Raw genomic sequence first — 22,777 nt, forward strand, 5'->3', positions numbered from 1 at the left:
CATGCAAAAATTGATAGCATCGGTCGTCAGCAGGCTGGTTATCAGCGTTCCCTATCTGTGGATGCTGATCTTCTTCCTCATCCCCTTCATTATTGTTTTCAAGATTTCGCTGTCACAGGTGACGATGGCGATCCCTCCCTATACGCCAACGATTGATATTTGGGCTGGCTGGCAAGGGCTCATCAACAGCATCTCGCAGTTCTCCTGGGACAATTATACGTTCCTCGGAAGCGATCCGCTTTATGTCAAAGCCTATCTTTCCAGCGTGATCATTGCTGGTATTTCGACGTTTCTCACGCTACTCGTCGGTTATCCTATTGCCTATGGTATGGCGCGGGCGCCTGCCACCGTCCGCTCGACCCTGTTGATGCTGGTCATTCTGCCATTCTGGACAAGTTTCCTTATCCGCGTCTATGCGTGGATCGGTATTCTCAAACCAGAGGGCCTGCTCAACCAGTTTCTGATTTGGGCCAATATCATCGATACACCGCTGAATATTCTGAACACGAATACCGCCGTACTGATCGGTATTGTCTATTCCTATCTGCCATTTCTGGTTTTGCCGATTTATTCGACGCTGGAAAAGATGGACTATTCCCTTGTGGAAGCGGCTGAAGATCTTGGTTGCCCGCCCATCACGGCTTTCTGGAAAATCACCTTTCCGCTCTCGCTGCCCGGCGTCGTCGCCGGATGTTTCCTTGTTTTCATTCCGGCTGTCGGCGAGTTTGTTATTCCCGATCTGCTCGGTGGTTCTGAAACGCTGATGATCGGCAAGACGCTATGGAACGAGTTCTCCGCCAATCGTGACTGGCCATTATCTTCTGCGGTTGCAGTCGTTCTCTTGGCGCTGCTTGTTGTGCCGATTGTGCTGTTCCAGCGGTCGGAAGCCAAAGCCCAGGAAAGCGAGAAGTGATATGAACACAACTTGGTCCCGCTTTAATATTGTCTCATTGGTTATTGGCTTTGCATTTCTGTATTTGCCGATTGTCCTGCTGGTGGTGTTCTCCTTTAACGAGTCGCGCCTCGTCACTGTCTGGGCGGGGTTCTCGACCAAATGGTACGTGTCCCTGTTCAACAATAAGAGCTTCATCGATGCAGCATGGGTGACCATCCGCGTCGGCCTGATCTCGGCAACAGTTGCAACAATTCTGGGAACACTCGGCGCACTGGCGCTGACACGCTACACCCGCTTCCGTGGCCGGATGCTGTTTTCAGCGATGATCTATGCGCCGCTGGTTATGCCCGAAGTGATCACCGGCCTGTCGCTGTTGCTGCTGTTCGTGGCTATCGGCTTTGACCGCGGCATCTGGACGGTTACGCTCGCCCATATCACCTTCACCATGTGTTTTGTGGCAGTGGTGGTGCAGTCGCGTCTCGTGACGTTCGACCGTTCGCTTGAGGAAGCGGCGATGGATCTGGGTGCAACGCCTGTTACGACCTTCTTCAAGGTGACGCTGCCGGTGATCCTGCCAGCTGTTGTTTCAGGCTGGATGCTGGCCTTTACCCTGTCACTTGATGATCTGGTGATTTCTAGCTTCACCTCCGGGCCGGGTGCCACCACCTTGCCGATGCGCATTTACTCACAGGTTCGCTTGGGGGTAACGCCGGAGATCAATGCCGCCTGTACCATCCTGATTGCCATTGTTGCGGTGGGTGTGGTCATCGCGTCGCTTGCCAATAAACGCCGCGAGGTGCAGAAGGCGCGCGACGAGCAGGCAGCGGCCCGTCATTAAATCCGGCTTCAATTCGCCGGTGCAATAATCGGCGAAATGAACGGGTTGTCCCATGAACCGCCGATAAAGAAGCGCGTGTGGTTGAAGGTCTGCACGGGCTTCTGGTCCGCAGGCGCCGCAGCCTGAGGCGCAGTTTCTGCAGGTGCTGGCGTTGTTGCCGGGGCAGGGGTTGTCGTCGCCGGTGCGGGCGCTGGTGTTGGGGCTGGAGCAGGCGCGGCGACCGGCATTGCGTAGTCTCCGGTCAGAGCCAGACTCTTACCGATCAGCGTGACAATGCCGGCAAAGTTCAATACGCCTGATTTCATCTGGACCTGCGCCGTATCGAGCGCCGCCACACCATCCATGATATTGGCCTTGATCTCGATCCGGTCAAATGCGAGCCATGCATCCGTTTTCTCGTTCAGGCTGAAAAACCGGTCGGTTTTGGCCTTGTTGAGCAGGTTGTTGAAATCGAGGCTTTTGATCTGCCCGGTGCCAAAACGCATGCTCAGCGTCCCCTTGGCGTTTTCCATTGCCGATGACCACCGGGTGATCGGGCCTTTAAGAACTACGGAGATTGTGCCTTTGCCAAGCTCAAAACGGTTGCCCAGACCCAGCAATGGGGCGATGGATGCGCTGTTCACGTCGGTTCCATTGAGGCGTAATTCGCCTGTGGCGCCGCCGTCACCTTCTTCAGCCAGCTGAAAACTCGCCGCGACAGAACCGTTAAACGCCGATGCCTCGCCAATATCAAAAATGGCCCGGCCGTTGCGCACCTGCGCCGTTGCCGCAACATTGGTAAGGTTGATCGAGCCCGCCGTCGCCTTCTGGGTGGAAACACGCAGATCAACATTGGCCTGTTTAAGAAAACGGGTGTCGATAACCGCATTCGAATTGGCCGAACCATCCGGCAGCGGCATGAAGCCTGAAAGAACGGAGCGAAGATCAAGTGTTTCGAAAGCCAGCGTTCCGGTAATGCTCGGCGTCCCATCATTCAGGACGATCTCAATACCGCCCTTGGCCGGATTATCGTTAAGTGTTGCGGTCAGTCCGTCCATTTTCATACGGTTGGCTGAGCCTGAAACCGTCGCATCAAGCGCAAAGCTGCCGATGGGCGCGCCGGGAATTGACGGTGTTTTCGACCATTCCAGGGTTCGGCGCAGGGAAGGCGAGGTCAGAGACAGGGTGCCCTGAAAAAACTGGTTCTTCGAGATATTGGCTGAACCGTTAAAGGCAAGGGTCAAAGGCGTCGATGTGAGGTTGACCTGTAGCGGGCTCGTGCCGCCGGCCAGAAGCAGCAGGGCCTTGCTTGCCGAACTGTCTATTTCAGTCTCTTCACCGTGCCAGATGGCATTGCCGCGAAAACTCGCAACCCCAGATGTTTGCGGCCATTCGAAAACACCGCTGATGCTGGAAATCTGTTCTTCTGCACCATTGAGCGGGCGTTTGAACGTCACCACAGCATCTTCCAGTCGTATGCGGCCGAAAGGCTGTGACGATACATTACTCATATCAGGTTTTGCTGGATTGGCTTCGATAGCGGCACGGGCCTCGCGCATGACATCGCCAACGCGGCCATCGGTTTTGGCCAGCGATTCGCCGATTTGCGAAAGACTCTTGATCGGTTCATCGATAACAAAACGCGGGCGGATAAGCTTTGTCTCGGTGAATTCGGTGCGTCCCATCAGCGCCGAGATCAGCGACAGGTCGACCTCGATGCGTTCAGCTTTCATGAAGGGCGTGCCTCCACTCTGCCATGGGTTTCGTATTGTCACGTCGCCAAGCGAAGCGGAAAAGACCGGAAAGAAAGAGATTTGCGGCGTTTGGCGGGATTCGACGCTATAGCCCGTCCAGTTGCTGAGTTCCTGGATCAGTCGGGCGCGAATAACATCCGTGCTGACGAGGTAAGGTATGGCGGCAAGGAGACCCGCGGCAACGAGAGCCAATAGAATGATCGTTGCGAGAATGTTCCTCGGCCTGTACCAGGACATGAATATTTCCGATGTCTACACTGCTTCCGGGTGCGCGCCGGAAAGGTTTCACGCTTCACCTTCTACGGTTTAGCGATCATCCGTTGCAATTCAAGGCCTAGGCACTATTTGCCGCCAATTTGTTGCAGAGCGTTTGCCATCACATTGAGGGTTGAATGAGGCAAGCGGTGATTGCCTCAAACTTTGTCATACAGCCAGAGCTAGGCGTGCTCAACGACATTCATGTGGGGTATTGATGCGCGTGACAGCCATGACGCGTAGGATGCCCCGGCTTTTCGCAGCGTTTCGTCATCCGCTTTCATGGTCTCATACACGACAAACGGTTCGGCGAGGGGAAGGCCACAACGGTTGGCCATGGAGCGCAAGGGGTTGAGCAGCGCACTGACAGGCATCAGATTGACGCCCTGCGGCGTGTAGGCTGCTGGTGTATTGCCCGCCGTCGTCGCGATGAACAGGGGTGTTCCCTCCAGCAACCGGCCCTCATTCTCGTAATTGATGTAGTACATGCGGGTCAGTACGGCATTTTGCCATGCCTGCAGGATCGGCGGTGCAGCGTACCACTGGATCGGAAACTGATAGACAATGCGGTCAGCCGAAAGCAGGCGCTCGACTTCTGCGTCACTGTCGATCTTCCCGTCCGGATAGGCGGCCTGAACGTCGAACACTTCCGTGCCGGGGATCTGCATTGCTGCGTCGGCCAGAGCGCGATTGGCGCGTGACTGTTTGAAATCAGGGTGAAATATGAGGATCAATGTTTTCATGATTGGCTTCTCCTTTGTCTGGAGAATGCCAATCCGGCCTAAATCAATCCAACAGATGATTTATATATCAGATTATTTGTCTGGTCGATTTCAGTCGGCGAGAACGCGGGTCGACGGAAAGCTGATTTCGACCATGGTTCCGCGTCCCGGCGTCGAGTCGATAGAGAAGCTCGCCCGGTTTGCCTCAGCCATAGCCTTGGTCAGCGGCAGGCCAAGACCAGTCCCATCCGTGCGCGCATGCTTTGGCGTGGTGATCTGCTTGTAAGGCCGCAATGCCTGCTCGACTTCCTGCCGTGTCATGCCGATGCCCGTATCGCGCACGCGCAGGAGCACATCGCCACTCGGCTCGTAGCTGGTCGAAATGATCACCTGCCCGCCCGGTCCTGTAAAGCGGATGGCATTGGACAGAAGATTGAGGGCGATCTGCGTGATTGAACGCTGATCCGCGACGATATCCGGTAGACGCGATGTCAGGCTGGAACGGATGATTACCCGCTCGCGATTGGCCTGTGGCTGCATAATTGCCACGGCTTCGGTCAGGGCCTCGTTCAGCGATACCGCCTGGAAGTCGAACTCAACGGCACCCGCTTCGATCTTCGAAATATCGAGTAGATCGTTGACAAGCGACAGCACATGATTACCGGAACGGCTGATATCATTGAGATAATCGCGATAGCGCTCATTGTCGATAGGGCCGAATTTCTCGTCCGCCATCAACTCCGAGAAGCCGATAATGGCGTTGAGTGGTGTGCGGATTTCGTGGCTGATGCGTGCGAGAAATTCGCTCTTCTGGCTAGAGGTGCGCTCCGCCTCGCGTTTGGCGCTGACCAGTTCTTCTTCGGCCTGCTTCCAATGCGTGATGTCGCGCAACACGACACAAAAGCCTTTTGACGCATCAAGCTTGCCAATGGTCATGAACAGCGGAATAAACCGTCCCTTGCTCTCGCGGCCGATAACTTCGCGTCCATCATTGAGAACACTGGCAACGCCATTGTCCGAGAGACTGCTGACATAGTCCATCGCGGCCCGCTGGCTTTCAATGGCGAAGAGCAGGGAAAATGCCTTGCCTTCCACTTCTTCCGGCTCATAGCCAAACAACGCAGCCGCTGAATGATTGACCGAGCGGATTGCACCGGCGGAATCAAGCAGGATAACTCCGTCCGTTGCCGTATCAAGAATCGCGTTAAGCTCATCGATCCGCGTTTGCAGGAGCTGCCGCTCGCTGTCGTCAAAGCGCTGTTCCTGTGTCTGCACAACTGGAGCCTGTGCTTCCGGCGAAAGAGCGAGCATCAAGGCACGTTCGCCGTCTTCGTCCCAGCGCACCGCCTGCAAATGAGCCTGCACGCGCTTGGTCGTGTCGTTGCTGAGGCGCAGGTTCACACCATCAGTATCCTCGCCGTCGGCCTGATCAGGGTTCTCGGCAAAAAGCGCATTCAACCCGCCGGCTGCATTGATGGCTTCATGCGATTCATAAAGCGTAGCATCGAGCAACGCCTTATTGGCATAAAGAAGAATGCCATGGCGATGGATCAGAACGGGAAGGGGCAGCGCCGCCAGAATGGCGGTATCCACGCCCTGCCGCGCCTTTGTCCGGATGTTCTCGGCAAAATCCTTTTCCGGGGCAATTGCTGTTGCAGCTTTACCAGCCGATGCGTCATACCCCGGACCAACAACTTCAGCAGCAGGAACCGGCGGCACAACTCGAGCAGGAACCGGCGGCGTAACTGGCTCCGATTTCGTCAATCCCGTGGCGGGCCGACCTGATGTCGTTTCAACATCCGCGACAACAGGTGCAGGAATAGGGTCCAATTCCTTTGGATTATCAACAAGAACTTCGCGACGAAGGCGCTCTGCGATCTCCCTGAAAGCATTACGCTCCGCATCATTCAACCGGCCATCATCTCGTGGAAGACGATTGGTCTTCAGGGGAATGACATTTCCTTCGATCAATTCGGGTCTGGCTTCGTCGCGCGGTGTTTCGACCTGTGCTTCAGGTGTAACGGCAATGGCAGGTTTTTCGCCGTTGAATGCATCAACTGGCATGGCTGGTTCGGGAGCCAGCACCTTGCCGATGGCCTCAGGGTCGGTTGTAACATCGCCCATCCGGGCAACGCCAAAACCACGAAAGCCCATGAAAACCCGCTCGCGCGAGTAAATCGGCAGGGCCGCTAACTCGATGGGAACGCGTAAATCGGTGCCCTCAATGGGCCATTGAACTGTCCGGCCTGACCACGTATCACGCCGTTCCAGCAGATCGGCTATCTCGCCACCACTATCCAGCCCGTAAACCTTGGCGACATCGCGGAAGGACTTTCCGATAACATCAGCCGAATTGGGTCCAACGGCGCCAACAAACTCCGGCGATACTTCATTGAATCTGGCATCCGCATCCACTTTCCAGACAAACCGGACAGGGGTGTCAGATGGCCTGTATTGAAAAGCACCGCCTTCCGGCTCCGTTTCAGCCTTTTGCTCGGCTATCGGTTCAGGGACAGTTGCAGTGATTGGTTCAACAGCCGCAGCAATGTTTTGCGGTGCGCCGGTATCCGGTGCGACCACCTCTTGCGGCGTGAGAACAGGCTCCGGCAGCTTCTCATCAACCGTTGCGGATTGTCCGGTGTTTCGGTTGATGTCCTCAATGGCGAACAGCAGGTGCAGGGCAGGGCTGTCGGTCAGCCGCGCAATACCTGTCGGCACGAAACCGCCCGATGCCTGCACTGGTCGTTTGACGAGCCGGTTGCGTTCCAGCCGCACTTCGCGCACCAGATCGCCCAAAATCTTGTCGCTGAATCCGATAACGCGAAATTGGTCCGATGCCGCCAGCACCTTGCCTGTGGCATCAATCATCGCCGCATGGGTCGTGCTGTCACCGAACCCCTTGATCGCGAGGGTGGCAATTTCCGCTTCTGATGTCATTCGCGACGTGTTGGCGATGGAGAGCAGGATAGCCGGTTCACCGCGTGGCAGGGTCAGATCGCTTGCCTGAAATGTCAGGATGCGGCTGGCCAATCCAAAGGCCACGCGCAGGGAAACCGTGCGGCCATGGCCAATGGCAGGGAAACCATCGAGCGCCATCAGCTGGCGCCGGGCCTGAACGTTGAGCACCGATCCGGCGTCCAGAATGTCATCAATGGTCGGATAGCCGAGAGCAGCTGCGCCCTGACCATTGGCCCATATGACGCTCTCCAGATCCGGCGAAATAACCACAAGCGCATCGCCATTGGCAAAATGCTCGCGAATTTCATCCAGAACGGCAATATCGATGAAGGGGTAGGTTCCAGACGTCATCGGTTGACCGGTGTACTCCACAATGAAAGACCCGCTGTCTGCGGACTGTCTTAATACTCTGTTAATAAAGCTAAGGCGGTCAATCGTCCACTCACACTCATCTACCTCACACGTCTTTCTCTTGGTTTAGTTAACTTCAAAGACGCTCCACAAAAATATTTCGATGGAAAATCAGGCCCTTGATTGTGCGTTGCAAAAGAAATGTTGCAATGCACAATAAATGCAGCTATATACAACCCATGAATTCACAAGCAGTCGCGTAGACAGGCTGCAACCGGAAGGAACATATTATGAGCAAGACAACCAAACAGACTGCTGATGCGTTCTCGATCCCTACATTTGATGCAACCGCTGTAACCGATCAGGTTCGCGAATTCACCGAGAAGGGCGTTGCCCAGTCGAAGGAAGCTTATGCCAAGATCAAGGATCAGGCTGAAGCTGCACAGAAGACACTCGAAAGCACTTTCGAAACTGCACAGTCGAACACTGCTGCTCTTTCGCTCAAGGCATTGGCTGCGCTGCGCGCCAACACCGAAGCAAGCTTTGCTCATATCGAAGCTCTGATCGGCGTTAAGTCTTTCGGCGAAGTTATCGAACTGCAGAGCGCATTCGTTCGCAAGCAGGCTGAAGCCCTTACAGACCAGGCCAAGGAATTCCAGACGGTTGCTACCAAGGCTGTTGAAGAAATCTCCGCTCCAGTCAAGTCGGCTGTTGAGAAGGCAATCAAGGACGTCAAGGTCGCCTGATCAGACGCTTTTGATCAAAAAATACTCCGGCGGCACTCCTCCTCCCAGCCGCTGGACAAGCAAGACCCAATAGTTCCTCCCGTATGGGTCTTGCACTAATGGAAAAGGCCGGGTCCTCCCCCGGCCTTTTCTTTTTTGTTTGTTTTTACCTTTCTGTTGCATCGGGTGCTTGCCAAAAGCATCAATCTTACGTATGTGACCCCTGTCGAAAAGAAGACGGTGCGCGGTCGTAGCTCAGTTGGTTAGAGCGCAGGATTGTGGCTCCTGAGGTCGGTGGTTCGAATCCACCCGTCCGTACCACTTCTTTACCCACTAACTATTTGATTTTATTGTGTTTTTTGGCGTTTACACGGCCGGTTTGTTTGGGTTATGTGGCGCGTCACTTATTTTTGGGCCACATAATGCGCCACAAACAGTAACATAAGCGGGCATTTCCAATGTTTCTGTCTCGGCACGCAAAGACAGTTCACTCCGGTCGAAAAGCCAAGATTTTTTAATATCTCTAAAGCTTAGACGCTGCTGGCGGCATGCTTGTCGCTAAGCATGCATCAGTATAAATTCCGAATCATGAATATCAATCTGACCCAAGAAAAAGCACTCATTTTTAGAATTGTCCATAAGGACAATATAGCGAAAACGTTGGGCAATGGTTGCCATTGCAAGGCGACTATGAACGGTCAGAACTATACGGCCATCGGTAATCCTGAGCTAATCGTAAAACGGGATATGCGGGAAGTGCCCTGCGCGCCCGGTGGGACTTTGAGCGACTATGTGCCGTTCTATTTTACGCCGTGTAGCCCGATGCTGTACAACATAAAAACGGGATTTAGCGGCATAACGAAACGACCCATGGAAGATATAATGATTTTGGTCTCTTCGTTGCCCCATTTGGTGGAACACAAGATCCCATTCGTATTCACTGATCGGCACGCCTATCTTAGGACTGCGCAGTTCTCGAGTAGTTTGGTCGATTTGGGTTGGATCATTTGGCCAACTTTGCAGGCTAAGAATTTCAAACGTGATGACGCAGACAAGTTCGAGAAATACCAAGCTGAAGCACTTGTGCATAAACATGTCCCGCTTGGGGCGCTGCTCGGCATTGCTTGTTATAATGCAAACGTGAAGGCGGTTGTGGAAGCGGAAGCTAAGAAGCATAACGCTGAAATAAAAGTCGTCGTACAAAGAGAATGGTTTTTTTAATGATCAAGTTCGTACAGGGAAATCTGCTCGACGCAGACGCTGAAGCCCTCGTTAACACCGTAAATACGGTGGGCGTTATGGGTAAAGGCGTTGCCTTGATGTTTAAGGAGGCTTTTCCAGAAAATTTCAAACTATATGAAGCGGCATGCGCCGCGAAACGTGTTCACGTGGGCGAAATGTTCGTAACGGAACGAAAAGATTTATATGGCCCAAAGTGGATAATAAATTTTCCTACTAAAGCTCATTGGCGGTATCCATCTAGACTGGATTGGATTTCCAAAGGTTTGGACAACCTCAAGCACGTCTTGATATCCAACGATATTCGATCGATTGCATTGCCGCCCCTGGGGGCAGGCAACGGCGGCCTCGATTGGCATGAAGTGAAGAATTTAATCATATATAAGTTGACGCCTTTAGAGGACGTCAAGGTTATTGTTTACGAACCAACTGCTAAATACCAGAATGTTGCTAAACGAGAGGGGGTCGAGAAGCTTACTCCTGCGAGAGCACTCATAGCTGAATTAGTTCGCAGATATTCAATATTAGGGATAGATTGTTCACTGCTTGAAATTCAAAAACTTGGTTATTTTGTTGAGCGCTTTGCAACAATGCACCAACTTCCTTCAATGAAATTCGAGTTTGGGGCGAACAAATATGGTCCCTATTCGGACAGGCTAAAACATTTGTTGGACTCTCTTGATGGCAGCTACCTACATTGCGACAAACGGCTGGGCGATGCCGGACCATTTGAGCCTATCCACTTCGATGACTCAAAAAAAGACGTAGTTGCGGTATACTTCACCACACCAGAGGCAAAGCCCTATCGAGCCGCTTTAGATTCGACAAGCCGACTGATCGATGGATTTGAATCGCCACTAGGTATGGAATTGCTGGCGACAGTGGATTGGTTGATTCATCGTGAACATACACAGCCTGTGGTCAGTGAAATTAAAGCCAGGTTGCCTAGTTGGCCTGGCGGTAAAGAGTCCGCTGAACGCAAACTGGAACTCTTTGAGGATCGAATCATTGGAATCGCTCTAGACGCCCTTCAAGAAAACTCACTTACGCAAGCTTGAATCCCAGAAATTAAGTCCTCTGACCCAATTCAGAATATGTGACCTAGGTGTGCGAACATGAACATTGGCTTGAAGGTGGGTGAGTTTCTGTAGAGAATAGAAACGTTGAGCGGCATAGAGATTGTTTGCAACGTTGTGAAAAATTGGGGCGAAATATGCAATGAAATCGACCAGTACCGTGAGCCACGTTCTGCGCCACATTTTACGCCACAAAGAAATTTGCTATGGTACTAACTAGTTGAAATTGTTGACCCATAGAATCGACGTGAAGCGACCCGTCCGTACCACTTCTCAATCTCGCAGATTTCTCTCTATTTAAATATTTTCATAATTCAACAATGCGCGCCGTGCTGGCGTTCTCAATTTTGCACTATATGTCTGGTGTTGGATGCCATGGCGGTTTCGTGGAGATGGATGGTATGTGGCAGCACATTCATTGTTGGGCCCGGAACCAAGCGCCCAATACTTCTGCGCCTTTTTGATACATTCAACGGCTTTGGGCCTCATCGTTCCATTATTAAGTGCGCATAATAATGCGTACTATTATTGCGTGATTATGCCGTAGTGTGTATATATTGACACATTCGATTGGGATTGAAATGGAGCGTGACAGCCGCAAGATCATTAAGAGACTGAAGGACGAAGGTTTCGAACTGGTCTCTGTCAGTGGTTCCCATCACAAGTTTCGCAAAGGCACCCTTACTTTGATCGTGCCTCATCCAAAGAAGGATCTGCCGATCGGCACGGCCCGGTCAATAGCGAAAGATGCAGGCTGGCTCTGACCTCCTCCCACATCAGATGATCCGGAAAGGGTATAAGATGCGTCACTATTTTGCATTGGTTCACAAGGATGAAGACAGCGCGTTCGGCATTCAGTTCCCTGATATCAAAGGGGTCTATTCGGCTGCAGATAAAGCCGACGATATCGTCCGCAATGCTGTCGAAGCACTCCGCCTATATGCCGAGGATGCGGAGCTTCCAGCCCCATCGAGCCATGGGGACATTTTAGCACGGCAAGACATCAGGGATGAACTCGCGGCGGGCGCCTATCTGGTTTTCGTACCACTGATTGACAATGATACGGCGGTTGTCAGAGCCAACGTCACGTTTGAGCGCGGCCTGTTGCGTGCTATTGACGATACCGTCAAGGCGCGAGGTACGACACGCTCCGCCTTTCTGGCCAGTGCCGCCAAGCGCGAGATTGAAGCTTGAGGGTCTATCCCGATAGAACAAGCACTCAGGCTGGTTGTTGCATGTGAATGAGCGGGAAGGGGCGCCCTGACCCGTCAAGTTCAGAGCGGCCAATTTCGACAAATCCATATTTGCGATAAAAACCGTGAGCATCCGGGTTCTGCTCGTTAACGTCGACACTGAGTCGGCCTTTCAGCGTTCTTGCATGATCAAGAAGGCGCCTTCCGGTTCCCCGGCCATGGTTGGCCGGATCAACGAACAGCATTTCAACCTTCTCGTCTGACAAGCCCATGAAACCCAGAAGCTCGCCTGACAATGATTGTGCAACCCACACCTCAAGACCCGGAAGAGCCTCGTCGCGAACGAGTGGCAGGAAAAACTGGATGTCTTCCTCCGCAAGGAAATGATGCGTGGCTCTGACGGCACTTTCCCAGATCGCCACAAGCCTGGATATGTCGTCGCGCTGTCTTGGTCGAATAATCATCGTCTTATTCTCGGTTCATATGTGGGCGGCATTGAATATCGCCCGCATTCCCGTTTGCCAAGTCCATGTCATCTTCATTGATCCCGAAGGGCGTTCATGCCAATGAAAACCATGCGCATATTGCTGGTTGAGGATACGCATGATGTGGGGGAGGCTATCGCCAAGCGTTTCGAGGCGATCGGCCATGCTGTGGATTGGGAAACCAATGGCCGCGATGCTGCCGAGATCATCGATTTCACCGAATATGCGCTGATCATTCTCGATGTCATGCTGCCTGATATGGACGGTTTTGAGATTCTCAAGCGCCTGCGCAAATCCGGCAATACCGTTCCTGTTCTCGTGCTGACGGCGCGGTCAGAGATTGAAGATCGTGTTGGCGCGCTCGATCTTGGCGCCGATGATTATCTCGTCAAACCTTTCGATTTTCGCGAGCTTGAAGCCCGCGCCCGCGTGCTGATCCGGCGCCGCACCGGCGGAGAGGCGACCAATCTGATCAAGTGCGGCGACATTGCCATCGACCGGGGCGCGCGCTCTGTCCATGTGGGTAAGCGCGAAGTCCAGTTGAAGCGCCGCGAACTGACCTTGCTTGAGGTGATGGCTGCGCGTCCCGGCCGTGTTTTCAGTAAGGATGAACTGCTTGACCAGATTTTCGGCTTCGACGAGGCCGCCGCCAACGCCAATGCGATTGAGCTTTATGTGGGCCGGCTCCGCAAGAAACTGGAAGGTGCGCAGGCACGGATCGTAACGGTGCGCGGGCTGGGCTATCAACTGGTGGCCGGCGATGCATCATGAACCGTCACTTTTCGCGCGGCTGGCCCGGCGTATTTCGCTGGTGCTCGGCATTGGCGCGGCGTTGCTGGTCAGCGCCGCGTGGTACTATGCGGAAACGGCTGCTGACAAAGCCTATGACCGACTTCTCGTCGGTGCGGCACTGCAAATGGCCGAAAGCCTTTCTGTTGAAAATGGCGCTCTCACCGTTCGTTTGCCGACATCGGCTTTCGAATTGCTTGGTCTGGCCGAACGTGACAGGATTTTTTACCGCGTCATTGATACGAAGGGCAAAACCGTTACCGGCTATGATGATCTGCAAAGCCCCGACCCTCCTGATGGCAGCCGGGATGCGCTTGACATCAGTGAAGGCAACTATAAGGGCGAGGCGGTGCGCATCGCCCGCGCCACGCGTGTGCTGGCGGACCCGTCCGTTAGTGGGCGTGCCTATGTCATCGTGGCGCAAACCAATGAGGCACGCTCAGCCTTGACCCGCGAGCTTACTCTGCGCGCCACAATCCTTGTTGTTATCATGAGCCTTCTCGCCTTTGCCGGTGCAATGCTCGCCATCCGCTATGCGCTGCAGCCCGTCGAGCGGCTTGGCGCCGCGGTGCGCCGCCGCGATCCGCATGACCTGACGCCCGTAACGGTGGATGTTCCACGCGAGCTTGATCCGTTCGTCAGCTCCATCAATCATTTCATGGGGCGTCTCGACGAGCGCGTGGATTTGCTGCAACGGTTTATCGCCGACGCTGCCCATCAGATAAGAACCCCACTGACGGCCCTCTCGGCCCAGATTGATCTTCTCGGTCATGACAAACTCGACAAAGCCGGACGTCAGCATTTTGAGCGTGTTCAGCAGCGCACCGGCGAATTGGCGCGCCTGACCAATCAGTTGCTCAGCCATGCCATGGTCATCCACCGTGCCGACTCGATCCAGCTGGAGCCAATCAGCCTTGTGGACGTGGCACGCCGCGCCTATCGCGCTGCGATTCCAATCACGGTTGATCCGGATATTGTCATCTCGTTCGAAGCACCCGACGACCGTCCTTTTGTACTTGGCGACGCTGTCAGCCTGCGCGAAGCCATCGTCAATGTAATCGACAATGCTTTGCGCCATGGTACCGACCAGCGGCTCGAGGTGCGGGTGCGTTCCGATGCGATTGATGCCTATGTGGAAGTTGAGGATGATGGCCCCGGCATTCCACCGGAGGGTTGGGAAAAAGCTACACAGCGTTTTGCGACGTCAAAATCCCACGAAGGCAGCTCCGGCCTCGGTTTTGCCATTGCGCAGGAAGTGGTGAACGCCCATGGCGGCACACTTGGCTTTCGCGCACGCGATGAGAAAAGTTTTACGGTGGTTCTGACATTGCCATTATACAAAGGGGCCGTGAAATGATGAGAGTTTTCACGGCCATTCTCGCCACCATCTTCGGTGTATTTCCGGCTTTCGCCGCCGAAGACAACCGCACAGAGTTTCCCGCGCTTCAGACCGAAACCGGCAGGCTGACGATCTATTCAACCACTGATCTGGCGGCGATGAAGCCGCTCATTGATGATTTTCAGCAGTCCGCGCCCGGTATAACAATCGATTACATCGAGTATCTGACCAATGAGCTGCATGCATTGGCCAGTGAGGCCTGCCGTAAAAACCAGCCTCTCGGCGATCTCCTGTTGTCCTCATCCGTTGATCAGCTGTTGAAACTGGCCAATGATGGCTGCGCGGCCTCCCATACATCGCCTGAGACAGCGCGGGTCGCCGATTGGGCCAACTGGCGCGACGAGGTTTTCGGTTTCACCTATGAACCTGCCGTTTTCGTCTACAATACCCGCAAGGTGCCACCAGCCGAGGTTCCCCGAACCCATGTTGAGCTTGCCGACCTGTTGCGTGAAAAGCTTGATTATTACCGCGGCCGGGTTGGCACCTACGACATTCGTCTCTCCGGCATCGGCTATCTGCTTGCTTTCAATGATGCGCGGCAGACGAACACTGTCTTTGGCCGCCTGCTGGAAAGCATGGCGCGGGCTTCTGCGGTGGCACGCTGCTGCACCGGCGAAATCCTTGAGGAAGTAGCAAGCGGGCGTCTTTATATCGGCTATAATATGCTTGGCTCCTACGCCTATGATGCAGCGCGAAAGCATCCAGACCTCCGGGTCGTGGTGCCGCGCGATTACACATTGGTGCTGAGCCGTGGTGCGCTGATTCCCGAATCCGCCAAACATGGCGATCTGGGCGCACAGTTTCTCGACTATCTCTTATCAGAACGCGGGCAATTGATTGCCCGGAACAATGCTTTCTATTTTTCCGAGACGGGCAGCCTGCCGCCTGATGTCGACGGCCCGCAGAACCTGAAGGAGTCAGGTATTGCCCAGCCCATTCGCATTGGCCCGGCACTGCTCGCAGTTCAGGATTGGGCTCAAAGGCAGCGCTTCATCGAAGATTGGTCGCGCTCGTTGATTGAACTCAACAGCCCGGAATGGACACGGGAATAGCGAGACGTTGATCCGATCTAGTTTGTCGATGGTGCAAGCTGAAAGACGACGAACTGCGTAAACTGTGCCGGATTGAAATTGTTATCGGAGGCAACCACAAGGGTTTTACGCCCGTTGATTTCAGGGCCCCAGGTGATGGACTCGATATTGTCGATGTCGAGGCCAAAGTCACCTTCGCCCAGTTTCAACAGGAGTTCCTTTTTGAGTGGCAAAACTTGCTTGTCCTTGAGAGACGCCTCTCCGTTGACATTGGTTGCTCCATTGAAGCTCGCACGGTAGAAATTGATCTGATTGCCGACACCCATCGCAAATGCACGTTCAACCGTCAGCAGGTCGTCACCAGCGGCAACGAATTCTGACATGCCATTGTCGTTCCAGTAGGGCGCCTGTGTTGCCTTGGCAAATATCGGGCCGATGTCATAGGCATACTCGGCAGTTGCATTTCCCGATGCAATATCGAAGGCGAGAATGCGTGAGCGGCTGCCAGCGTCTAGCGTGGCTGCCTCACCGTCCTGAACGAGTGCATTTTCCGTACCCACCAGCAGGGTTTTGCCGTCAGGCGAGATGGTCATACTTTCAAAAGAGAGATTGTTCCGCACGCCGCGCGTCTTGAAAAAATTCGGCAGATAGGCATCGGGCAAAGCGAACTCACGGACAAGCGTGCCATCGGTGCGGGACTCGCGCACAGCTGGCTTGCCATTCAGGTCGCCCTCGCTTGTCCAATATATTGTGCCGGTTGCCGGATTGAAGCGGATGGATTCCGGATCGACATCTTTGGTGGCAAATGGCTTGCCCTCGGCATCCAGCAAAGTCCGGGTCGAGACGATGTCGAGGCCGTTGATACCTTTCTCATTCATCGCGATCTTGAGCGTGTAAAAGCGTGCGGGGGCCTTCTCTGAGCGGTCATCCGAAATGGCATAATAGATGTCATTGGCCGCGTCATAGTCCAGCCCGGAAATACCGCCGAACTCGACACCTGCGATTTTAAGGCCGGTGGGCAGAACGACCTCGCCCAGAAGCGAAAGTTTTCCGAAGTCCTCGGCAGAGGCCGGGAGCGCGCATGCTGCCCATAGCAGAACGGTAGCGGAAACGAATAATGTCTTCATTCTGGGCACTCGGGGGTTCAAGATAGATGCTGTCCTCCTAGCAGCCGGATTTGACGGCTGGATGAATGTTATCTCTCCACAAACTTATACTTTAGGCTAGAAAAGCGAACCTTGATCAGTGCCCGGCACCGGCGGTTTCTTGGCTGGCGCGGGGCGCTCCGGCTTGGGCCGAACAGGATTGGCATCGCCCTCACTGGCAACAGCCTGCACATCCCCATCCTGAAAGCGCAGGGTCAGATTGTCGCCACTGGCAACCGCCGCTGCGCGCTTCACCGGCGCACCTGATGTGTCGAGCACAATGGCAAAGCCACGTTCGAGCACGCTTTCATGCGAGAGTGTTTTCATCAACCGTTCAAGTTCGCCGCCACGCCGCTTGGCCCGGTCAAGGGTGAGGCCGATAGCCTGATCCTGACGGCGCTCCAGCTGGGTGAGGCTCTGGCGCCCTCGCACTGCAAGACGTGCAATGGGTTCCGGCGACAGGCGATGTGCGTAGCGAACGAAAACCGCACGGCGATCCCGCAGGAAAACGGCGAGGCTGCGCGGCAGACGATCGCCAAAAACCGTCACTTCCCGCTGCTTTTCACGGAAGCGCTGTTGCAGGACGCGCGGTGACAATTGCCGGGCGCGACCGTCAAAATGGCCACGTTTTTTCTGGGTGTTTGCCTGCAAGGCGCGGCCAAGCCGGGCGGCGGTTTCATCGAAATGCCGACGCGGCAATGCCAGCAACTGGTCTGCCGAGGGCAGCGCGCGTGCAAGGGCCCGCTGCGCCTGACGGCGATTGTCGAGATAGCGCGACATGCCAGCCGCAAGCCGTGCGCCATAAGCCGCAATATTAGCCTGCAGGTCGGCGCGTACAGGTACTGCCATTTCTGCGGCGCCCGTTGGGGTTGGCGCACGGACATCGGCGGCAAGATCGATCAGCGTCCAGTCCGTCTCGTGACCAACGGCTGAAATGACAGGGATGTGAGAGGCTGCGACTGCACGCACAACCACTTCATCGTTAAAACCCCAGAGATCCTCAAGACTGCCGCCGCCGCGCGCCACGATGAGCACATCAGGCTGGGGCAATGCACCGCCGGGCTGCAAGGCATTGAAACCATTGATGGCTGCGGCCACTTCCGCGCCTGATGTTTCGCCCTGCACGCGCACCGGCCAGACAAGCACATGCAGCGGAAAGCGGTCGGTAATGCGGTGGATGATATCGCGAATGACGGCGCCGGTCGGGGATGTGACCACCCCGATAATACGCGGCATGAACGGCAGCAACTGTTTGGACGCCGGATCAAACAGGCCCTCGGCACCGAGCTTGCGCTTGCGCTCTTCCAGAAGCGCCATCAGCGCACCTGCGCCAGCCGGTTCCATCTGCTCGATGACGATCTGGTATTTGGATGAACCGGGATAGGTGGTCAGTTTACCGGTCGCGATGACTTCCATGCCCTCTTCGGGCTGAAATTTCAGGCGGCTCATGCTGCCACGCCAGACGACAGCTTCGATGCGGGCTTTATCGTCCTTCAAGGAAAAATAGGCGTGGCCTGATGAATGCGGGCCGCGATAACCTGATATTTCGCCGCGTACGCGCACATGGCCGAACGTATCCTCAACAGTACGCTTTAGCGCTCCGGAGATTTCGGATACGGAATATTCAGCGACATTGGACGTCGATTCGGACTTTTCGGTCATTTCCTATTCCTACCGGGGTGGTGAATGGCGTCAAGTCTGGGAGGCCGATGTTGCGGGGATGAAAAGGGGAATGCCGATGACCGGACGTCTTAGCCTGCGCCACTATCTCATGATCGGCGCAGCGATGATTGCGCTTACAGCCATTATCCTGCTGTTGATGGGGCGTAATCCCATGTGTACCTGCGGTACGGTCAAGCTGTGGGTCGGCGAAGTCAACTCATCGGATAATTCCCAGCATATTTCCGACTGGTACTCCCTGTCGCACATCATCCACGGTTTTCTGTTCTATGGCATTCTCTGGCTTGTCGCTCGCAGCAAGCCGGTGGGTTTCCGTCTGCTCTTTGCCATAGCTGTTGAGGCGGCATGGGAGATTTTCGAGAACACCGATATGGTCATCAATCGCTATCGCGAAGCGACCATTGCGCTCGGTTATACCGGCGACAGTGTGCTGAATTCGGTCTGCGATATCCTGTTCATGGTAATAGGCTTTTTCTTTGCATCGCGCGCGCCACTGTGGCTGACGATTATCATCGCGACCTGCTTCGAGCTTTTGGCGGGATATGTCATTCGCGACAATCTCACCCTCAACATTGTGATGCTGGTCTATCCCTTGGACGCTATCAAGGCGTGGCAGGGCGGCCTCTGAGGATTACCAGCCGGGCACCAACTCGGTAGAGCGCACCTGTCGCAGGCGCTGGTTGACGAGGTTGGGCACAGCCGTTGCTGTCATGCTGACGGGTGTCGGCATGGACAGGTTATCGAGGCTTTCCACAATATGCTGGGCGAGGGCGTCGACAATGGCTGACGGCTTGGTGTGACCACGCATGATGCCGATGCCAAACTCCGGCAGGCGGCCAAAACCATCCGCTTCACCAAGCACACGCATGCCGGGGCGCAGGGCACATTCCGGCAGGATCGACACCGCAAGACCTGCGAGCACCGCCGCCGCGAGCACCGTTGCCGACCAACTGGTGAACAGGATGCGATAGTCATGGTGCATCGTGTCGAGCACATCGATGGCTGCTGCACGCCAGATACAGGTTGGGCGCCCAACAGCAAGCGGCAGAACCTTCTCTTCATGCACCGTATGGTGCGCCGATGTTACCCAAAGCAGTTGCTCGCTGCGCACAACTTCCGAGCGGCGCATATCATCGCATTGCGTGACAAGCGCGAGATCAAGCTGGCCCTTGCGGATCATCTCGTCGAGATTAACAGTGGGCTCGCAAACAACCGATAGCTCGACCCGCGGATTGGAGCGGGAAAACCGCGCCATGATTTCCGGCAGAAAGCGATCGGCATAATCATCCGGGGTGCCAATGCGGATATGGCCCTGCAATTGCGTATCATCGAAAGCCGCGATGGTTTCGCCATTGAGCTGCATCATGCGCCGCGCATAGGCGAGTAAACGCTCGCCATCTTCAGTCAGCTTGTTGGTGCGGCCATCGCGCTCAAACAGTGCCTTGGAAACCCGTTCTTCCAGCCGGCGCATCTGCATGGATACAGCAGACTGTGTTTTGTTGACTGCATCGGCGGCTCTGGTGAAGCTGCCGCTATCGGCAATGGCAATAAATGTCTGCAATTGGTCAAGATCAAGTGGTGCGCTCATGGCGTTGCTCCCGACACGGTTCGATCCATCATTATTATTGAACGTTTACATGAAAAACATTCGTTTGAATAATCAATTTTTGTGGATCATTCTACAGATGTTCAGGAAACGCTGGTGTTGAAACGATACCAGGCGTGATGCGTAGAAAATAGTTTCTGCGCGATTCAACCCTTCTGATCAGCGCCATTTACAAAAGGAGTAGGGCGATGACGACGACAACGAGAACGACTGAAGTAAATGGATTTGTGCCCGCGATCACTTTCGCGCTGGTTCAGGCCGCAGGCTTTGTCACCCGAATGATCGTCGCCCGCCGCAATCGCAAAACGATTTTGAGCCTCGGTGAGTGGAATGATCAAATGCTGCATGACATTGGTGTCACGCGCGGTGATCTGCATTCTGCCCTTGGCACTTCGCTGCTTGAAGATCCGAGCGAGAGACTGGGCGCATTGGCCGATGTCAGGGCCCGTGTGCGTGCAGCACGCTCGATCAGCTAAGCATCGATTTTGACTGTTTAGCAGGCGTCCCATTCACACCGGAATCCCCTCCCGGTGCCCCGCCTGCCCACTGCCCGGCCTTCTGGCCGGGCTTTTTCTTTATGGGCTTTAGATTTATTTGTTGCGGTCCATCCCGCGCAGATACTGGTCGAAAATGGTTTCCATGCCTTTTTGATATTGCTCGCTGGTCTTGCGCCCGGTTTCGAACATCTGGCCGAAAATATCCTTGTATGGATTATTGGGCGAGGATGGTGCAGCGGCCGGTTCATCCGGTTGTTTTGGCTCCGGTTGGGGTGCCGACTGCCGCTGCGCGCCACCGCCGAGCATTTCCTCGAAGATTTTGCCAAACGGATTGTCGCCAAACGGGTTCTGCGCCTGCGCATTTCCTGCGGGTTGCTGGCCCTGCGGTGTGGCACCGGGAAACCCGCCGCGTGTCATCTGTTCCAGAATCTGCCCAAGCGGGTTATTGCCCCATGGATTGCCCTGACCCTGTGGCTGTTGCGGAGCGGCAGCACCGCCACCCAGCATACTTTCCAGAATTTGCCCCCAGGGGTTGGATGCGCCCTGTTGGTTTGGCGCAGTCTGGCCGCCAATCCCGCCGCCCTGGCGCATCATCTGTTCGATGAGATCGCCAATGACATTGCCGCCGCCAAGACCCGCCGCTGCAAACTGGCCAGTTGACTGCTTGTAAAGCCCGCCCATCGTCATGGATGCCAACACAGGCAGCATCTGTTGCAAGGTGCTGACGGCAATGCCAGTCATCCGTGCGGCATGATCGGCAACCGCCCGTGACAGATCCTTGGAGCCGAAAAGATTATTGAGAATGGCATTCCCATCGGCAATGCCAGCCGGGTTGAAGGCTGCCTGCGGATTATCAAAATAATTGACGTGTTGGCCGGATGAGAGCGCCTGAATGAACGCGCCAACGCCCATTGGATCGGCAGTGTTGCGCTGCAAGCCTTGCGAAAAGGCTGGCATCAACGCCTCGATGGCTGCGATTGTCTGTTGTTGCGAAAGCTGAAACTGGCGCGACAGCGCCTCAACAGCCTGCCCACCCTGTCCCTTCAGGAACATGTCTACGAGATTCATGGCGCCGATCCTCCTTCGGGCTAATGCACGAAGAAAGAGTAGCCTTGCTGCTATTCAAAGTTCAATCTTTTTATCGGGTTAGGGTGTTATGGGCGTTGATGAGGTTTCACCCCCCTGAAACCTCACCGCGCGGCACAATCACCAATTAAAAATACTGTGCCAGATTCCCGCGAATACGCTCCAGTGGGTCAACAGCGGGATCACCGGGGGTAAATTTCTCACCGGTGATCGTTTCATAGGCCTGAATATAGACCTTGGTGGTGGCGTCGATCATATCCTGTGGAATCTCGGGAATATTGTCCTTGTACGGGTCGCAGCGCTCGACCACCCATGTGCGGATAAAATCCTTGTCGAAACTGACGGGACGCTTGCCGGGCGCGTAGCTGTCGGCAAACCAGTAGCGGCTGGAATCCGATGTGTGGATTTCATCGGCCAGAACAACATTGCCGTCCGCATCGGTGCCGAACTCATATTTTGTATCGGCAAGAATGAGGCCGCGGCTTGCGGCAATTTCCTGCCCGCGTGCGAAAAGCTTGAACGCATAGGCGGAAACCGTGTCCCACTGCTCCTGTGTGAGCAGTTTCTGGTCTAGTATTTCCTGTGCGGTCAATGGTTCATCATGGCCGCCGTCAAAGGCTTTGGATGTCGGCGTGATAATCGGGGCGGGTAGTTTTTCATTGTCCTGCAGCCCATCCGGGAAGGTGGTGCCATACATGGCGCGTTTGCCTGCCTTGTACTGCGTCAGGATCGATGTGCTCGTAGTCCCGGCGAGATAGCCGCGCACGATGATCTCAACCGGCAGAATATCCAGCCTGCGGGCGACCACGACATTCGGGTCAGGATAATCAAGCACATGGTTGGGGCAGATATCCTTGGTCTGTTCGAACTGATAGCGCGCCATCTGCGTCAGCACTTCGCCTTTCAGTGGAATGCAGGCGAGAATCCGGTCAAAGGCGCTGATCCGATCAGTGGCAATGATGATGCGCCGCCCGTCGGGCAGATCATAGTTCTCGCGAACCTTGCCCCGGTAATAGTTCGGCAATTCGGGAATGAAAGCTTCGGTAAGCGCTTGGTGTTTTGGCATGGGCTCTG

The 22,777-nt window shown here is 54.9% G+C and carries 21 protein-coding genes and 1 tRNA gene; 13 read left to right on the plus strand and 9 right to left on the minus strand.

From position 1 onward, the window contains the following. The first annotated feature begins 1 nt into the window (after position 1). Together FHW17_RS22560 and FHW17_RS22565 are read left to right on the plus strand one after the other, a co-directional pair. Positions 2 to 913, plus strand: coding sequence for an ABC transporter permease subunit (locus FHW17_RS22560; RefSeq protein WP_182510871.1), 912 nt, complete (start codon positions 2 to 4; stop codon positions 911 to 913). Position 914: 1 nt separating this feature from the next. After that, complete coding sequence (locus FHW17_RS22565) at positions 915 to 1,733, plus strand: ABC transporter permease subunit (protein WP_112527080.1); 819 nt, start codon at positions 915 to 917, stop codon at positions 1,731 to 1,733. 8 nt (positions 1,734 to 1,741) lie between these two features. On the opposite strand, the gene FHW17_RS22570 is transcribed toward FHW17_RS22565, so the two are convergent. The 3 genes from FHW17_RS22570 to FHW17_RS22580 all read right to left on the minus strand — a co-directional run bounded on the left by FHW17_RS22570 (position 1,742) and on the right by FHW17_RS22580 (position 7,752). Beyond that, complete coding sequence (locus FHW17_RS22570; RefSeq protein WP_182510872.1) at positions 1,742 to 3,703, minus strand: AsmA-like C-terminal region-containing protein; 1,962 nt, start codon at positions 3,701 to 3,703, stop codon at positions 1,742 to 1,744. A gap of 200 nt (positions 3,704 to 3,903) precedes the next feature. Continuing rightward, the gene (locus tag FHW17_RS22575; RefSeq protein ID WP_182510873.1) at positions 3,904 to 4,464 is read right to left on the minus strand and encodes an NAD(P)H-dependent oxidoreductase; all 561 of its coding nucleotides are present in this window, start codon (positions 4,462 to 4,464) and stop codon (positions 3,904 to 3,906) included. A 90-nt stretch (positions 4,465 to 4,554) separates the two neighbouring features. Further along, positions 4,555 to 7,752: a histidine kinase dimerization/phospho-acceptor domain-containing protein gene (locus tag FHW17_RS22580; protein ID WP_182510874.1), complete on the minus strand. Its 3,198-nt coding sequence runs from the start codon at positions 7,750 to 7,752 to the stop codon at positions 4,555 to 4,557. A 290-nt stretch (positions 7,753 to 8,042) separates the two neighbouring features. Between FHW17_RS22580 and FHW17_RS22585 the strand changes: the two genes are divergently transcribed. The 6 genes from FHW17_RS22585 (at position 8,043) to FHW17_RS22610 (ending at position 11,986) form a co-directional block, all read left to right on the plus strand. Further along, complete coding sequence (locus tag FHW17_RS22585) at positions 8,043 to 8,498, plus strand: phasin (protein ID WP_091883437.1); 456 nt, start codon at positions 8,043 to 8,045, stop codon at positions 8,496 to 8,498. 223 nt (positions 8,499 to 8,721) lie between these two features. Beyond that, positions 8,722 to 8,798, plus strand: a tRNA-His gene (locus tag FHW17_RS22590). 267 nt (positions 8,799 to 9,065) lie between these two features. Then, positions 9,066 to 9,698 (plus strand): DUF4433 domain-containing protein, encoded by a 633-nt coding sequence (locus FHW17_RS22595; protein WP_246706988.1) that lies wholly within the window; start codon positions 9,066 to 9,068, stop codon positions 9,696 to 9,698. Then, entirely contained in the window at positions 9,698 to 10,774 is a 1,077-nt protein-coding gene (locus tag FHW17_RS22600; protein ID WP_112527088.1) for a macro domain-containing protein, read from the plus strand. The genes FHW17_RS22595 and FHW17_RS22600 overlap by 1 nt, the downstream gene beginning before the upstream one ends. Before the next feature lie 599 nt (positions 10,775 to 11,373). Continuing rightward, positions 11,374 to 11,556, plus strand: coding sequence for a type II toxin-antitoxin system HicA family toxin (locus FHW17_RS22605; RefSeq protein ID WP_113096410.1), 183 nt, complete (start codon positions 11,374 to 11,376; stop codon positions 11,554 to 11,556). A gap of 37 nt (positions 11,557 to 11,593) precedes the next feature. Further along, positions 11,594 to 11,986, plus strand: a complete 393-nt coding sequence (locus tag FHW17_RS22610; RefSeq protein WP_112527092.1) for a type II toxin-antitoxin system HicB family antitoxin — start codon at positions 11,594 to 11,596, stop codon at positions 11,984 to 11,986. Between the two features lie 25 nt (positions 11,987 to 12,011). Here the strand turns inward: FHW17_RS22610 and FHW17_RS22615 are convergent, their stop codons facing one another. Continuing rightward, a complete protein-coding gene (locus tag FHW17_RS22615) occupies positions 12,012 to 12,449 on the minus strand; it encodes an acetyltransferase (protein WP_182510875.1) in 438 nt (145 codons plus the stop codon). Positions 12,450 to 12,560: 111 nt separating this feature from the next. On the opposite strand from FHW17_RS22615, the gene FHW17_RS22620 reads away from it, so the two are divergent. Genes FHW17_RS22620 through FHW17_RS22630 form a run of 3 tightly spaced genes read left to right on the plus strand, consistent with a single transcriptional unit; the run spans position 12,561 to position 15,710 of the window. Next, a complete protein-coding gene (locus FHW17_RS22620; protein WP_182510909.1) occupies positions 12,561 to 13,241 on the plus strand; it encodes a response regulator transcription factor in 681 nt (226 codons plus the stop codon). Next, on the plus strand, positions 13,231 to 14,616 hold the full coding sequence (locus FHW17_RS22625; RefSeq protein ID WP_182510876.1) for a sensor histidine kinase: 1,386 nt from the start codon (positions 13,231 to 13,233) through the stop codon (positions 14,614 to 14,616). The genes FHW17_RS22620 and FHW17_RS22625 overlap by 11 nt, the downstream gene beginning before the upstream one ends. Beyond that, positions 14,613 to 15,710, plus strand: coding sequence for an ABC transporter substrate-binding protein (locus FHW17_RS22630; RefSeq protein ID WP_246706990.1), 1,098 nt, complete (start codon positions 14,613 to 14,615; stop codon positions 15,708 to 15,710). The genes FHW17_RS22625 and FHW17_RS22630 overlap by 4 nt, the downstream gene beginning before the upstream one ends. Positions 15,711 to 15,727: 17 nt before the next feature. Here the strand turns inward: FHW17_RS22630 and FHW17_RS22635 are convergent, their stop codons facing one another. Both FHW17_RS22635 and xseA read right to left on the minus strand, forming a co-directional pair. Continuing rightward, positions 15,728 to 16,816: an esterase-like activity of phytase family protein gene (locus FHW17_RS22635; protein WP_182510877.1), complete on the minus strand. Its 1,089-nt coding sequence runs from the start codon at positions 16,814 to 16,816 to the stop codon at positions 15,728 to 15,730. Positions 16,817 to 16,912: 96 nt separating this feature from the next. Further along, the gene (gene xseA, locus FHW17_RS22640) at positions 16,913 to 18,496 is read right to left on the minus strand and encodes an exodeoxyribonuclease VII large subunit (protein WP_112527104.1); all 1,584 of its coding nucleotides are present in this window, start codon (positions 18,494 to 18,496) and stop codon (positions 16,913 to 16,915) included. 76 nt (positions 18,497 to 18,572) lie between these two features. On the opposite strand from xseA, the gene FHW17_RS22645 reads away from it, so the two are divergent. Continuing rightward, a complete protein-coding gene (locus FHW17_RS22645) occupies positions 18,573 to 19,142 on the plus strand; it encodes a DUF2585 domain-containing protein (protein WP_182510878.1) in 570 nt (189 codons plus the stop codon). A gap of 3 nt (positions 19,143 to 19,145) precedes the next feature. Here FHW17_RS22645 and FHW17_RS22650 read toward each other — a convergent pair whose 3' ends face one another. Then, a complete protein-coding gene (locus FHW17_RS22650) occupies positions 19,146 to 20,102 on the minus strand; it encodes a LysR substrate-binding domain-containing protein (RefSeq protein WP_112527106.1) in 957 nt (318 codons plus the stop codon). Positions 20,103 to 20,308: 206 nt separating this feature from the next. On the opposite strand from FHW17_RS22650, the gene FHW17_RS22655 reads away from it, so the two are divergent. Next, positions 20,309 to 20,596: a DUF1127 domain-containing protein gene (locus FHW17_RS22655; protein ID WP_091883454.1), complete on the plus strand. Its 288-nt coding sequence runs from the start codon at positions 20,309 to 20,311 to the stop codon at positions 20,594 to 20,596. Between the two features lie 114 nt (positions 20,597 to 20,710). On the opposite strand, the gene FHW17_RS22660 is transcribed toward FHW17_RS22655, so the two are convergent. Together FHW17_RS22660 and FHW17_RS22665 are read right to left on the minus strand one after the other, a co-directional pair. After that, entirely contained in the window at positions 20,711 to 21,685 is a 975-nt protein-coding gene (locus FHW17_RS22660) for a DUF937 domain-containing protein (RefSeq protein WP_113096415.1), read from the minus strand. A 145-nt stretch (positions 21,686 to 21,830) separates the two neighbouring features. Further along, entirely contained in the window at positions 21,831 to 22,769 is a 939-nt protein-coding gene (locus FHW17_RS22665; RefSeq protein WP_182510879.1) for a phosphoribosylaminoimidazolesuccinocarboxamide synthase, read from the minus strand. Positions 22,770 to 22,777 lie beyond the last annotated feature (8 nt).

This window comes from Phyllobacterium sp. P30BS-XVII (genome assembly GCF_014138335.1).
Taxonomy (GTDB): domain Bacteria; phylum Pseudomonadota; class Alphaproteobacteria; order Rhizobiales; family Rhizobiaceae; genus Phyllobacterium; species Phyllobacterium meliloti.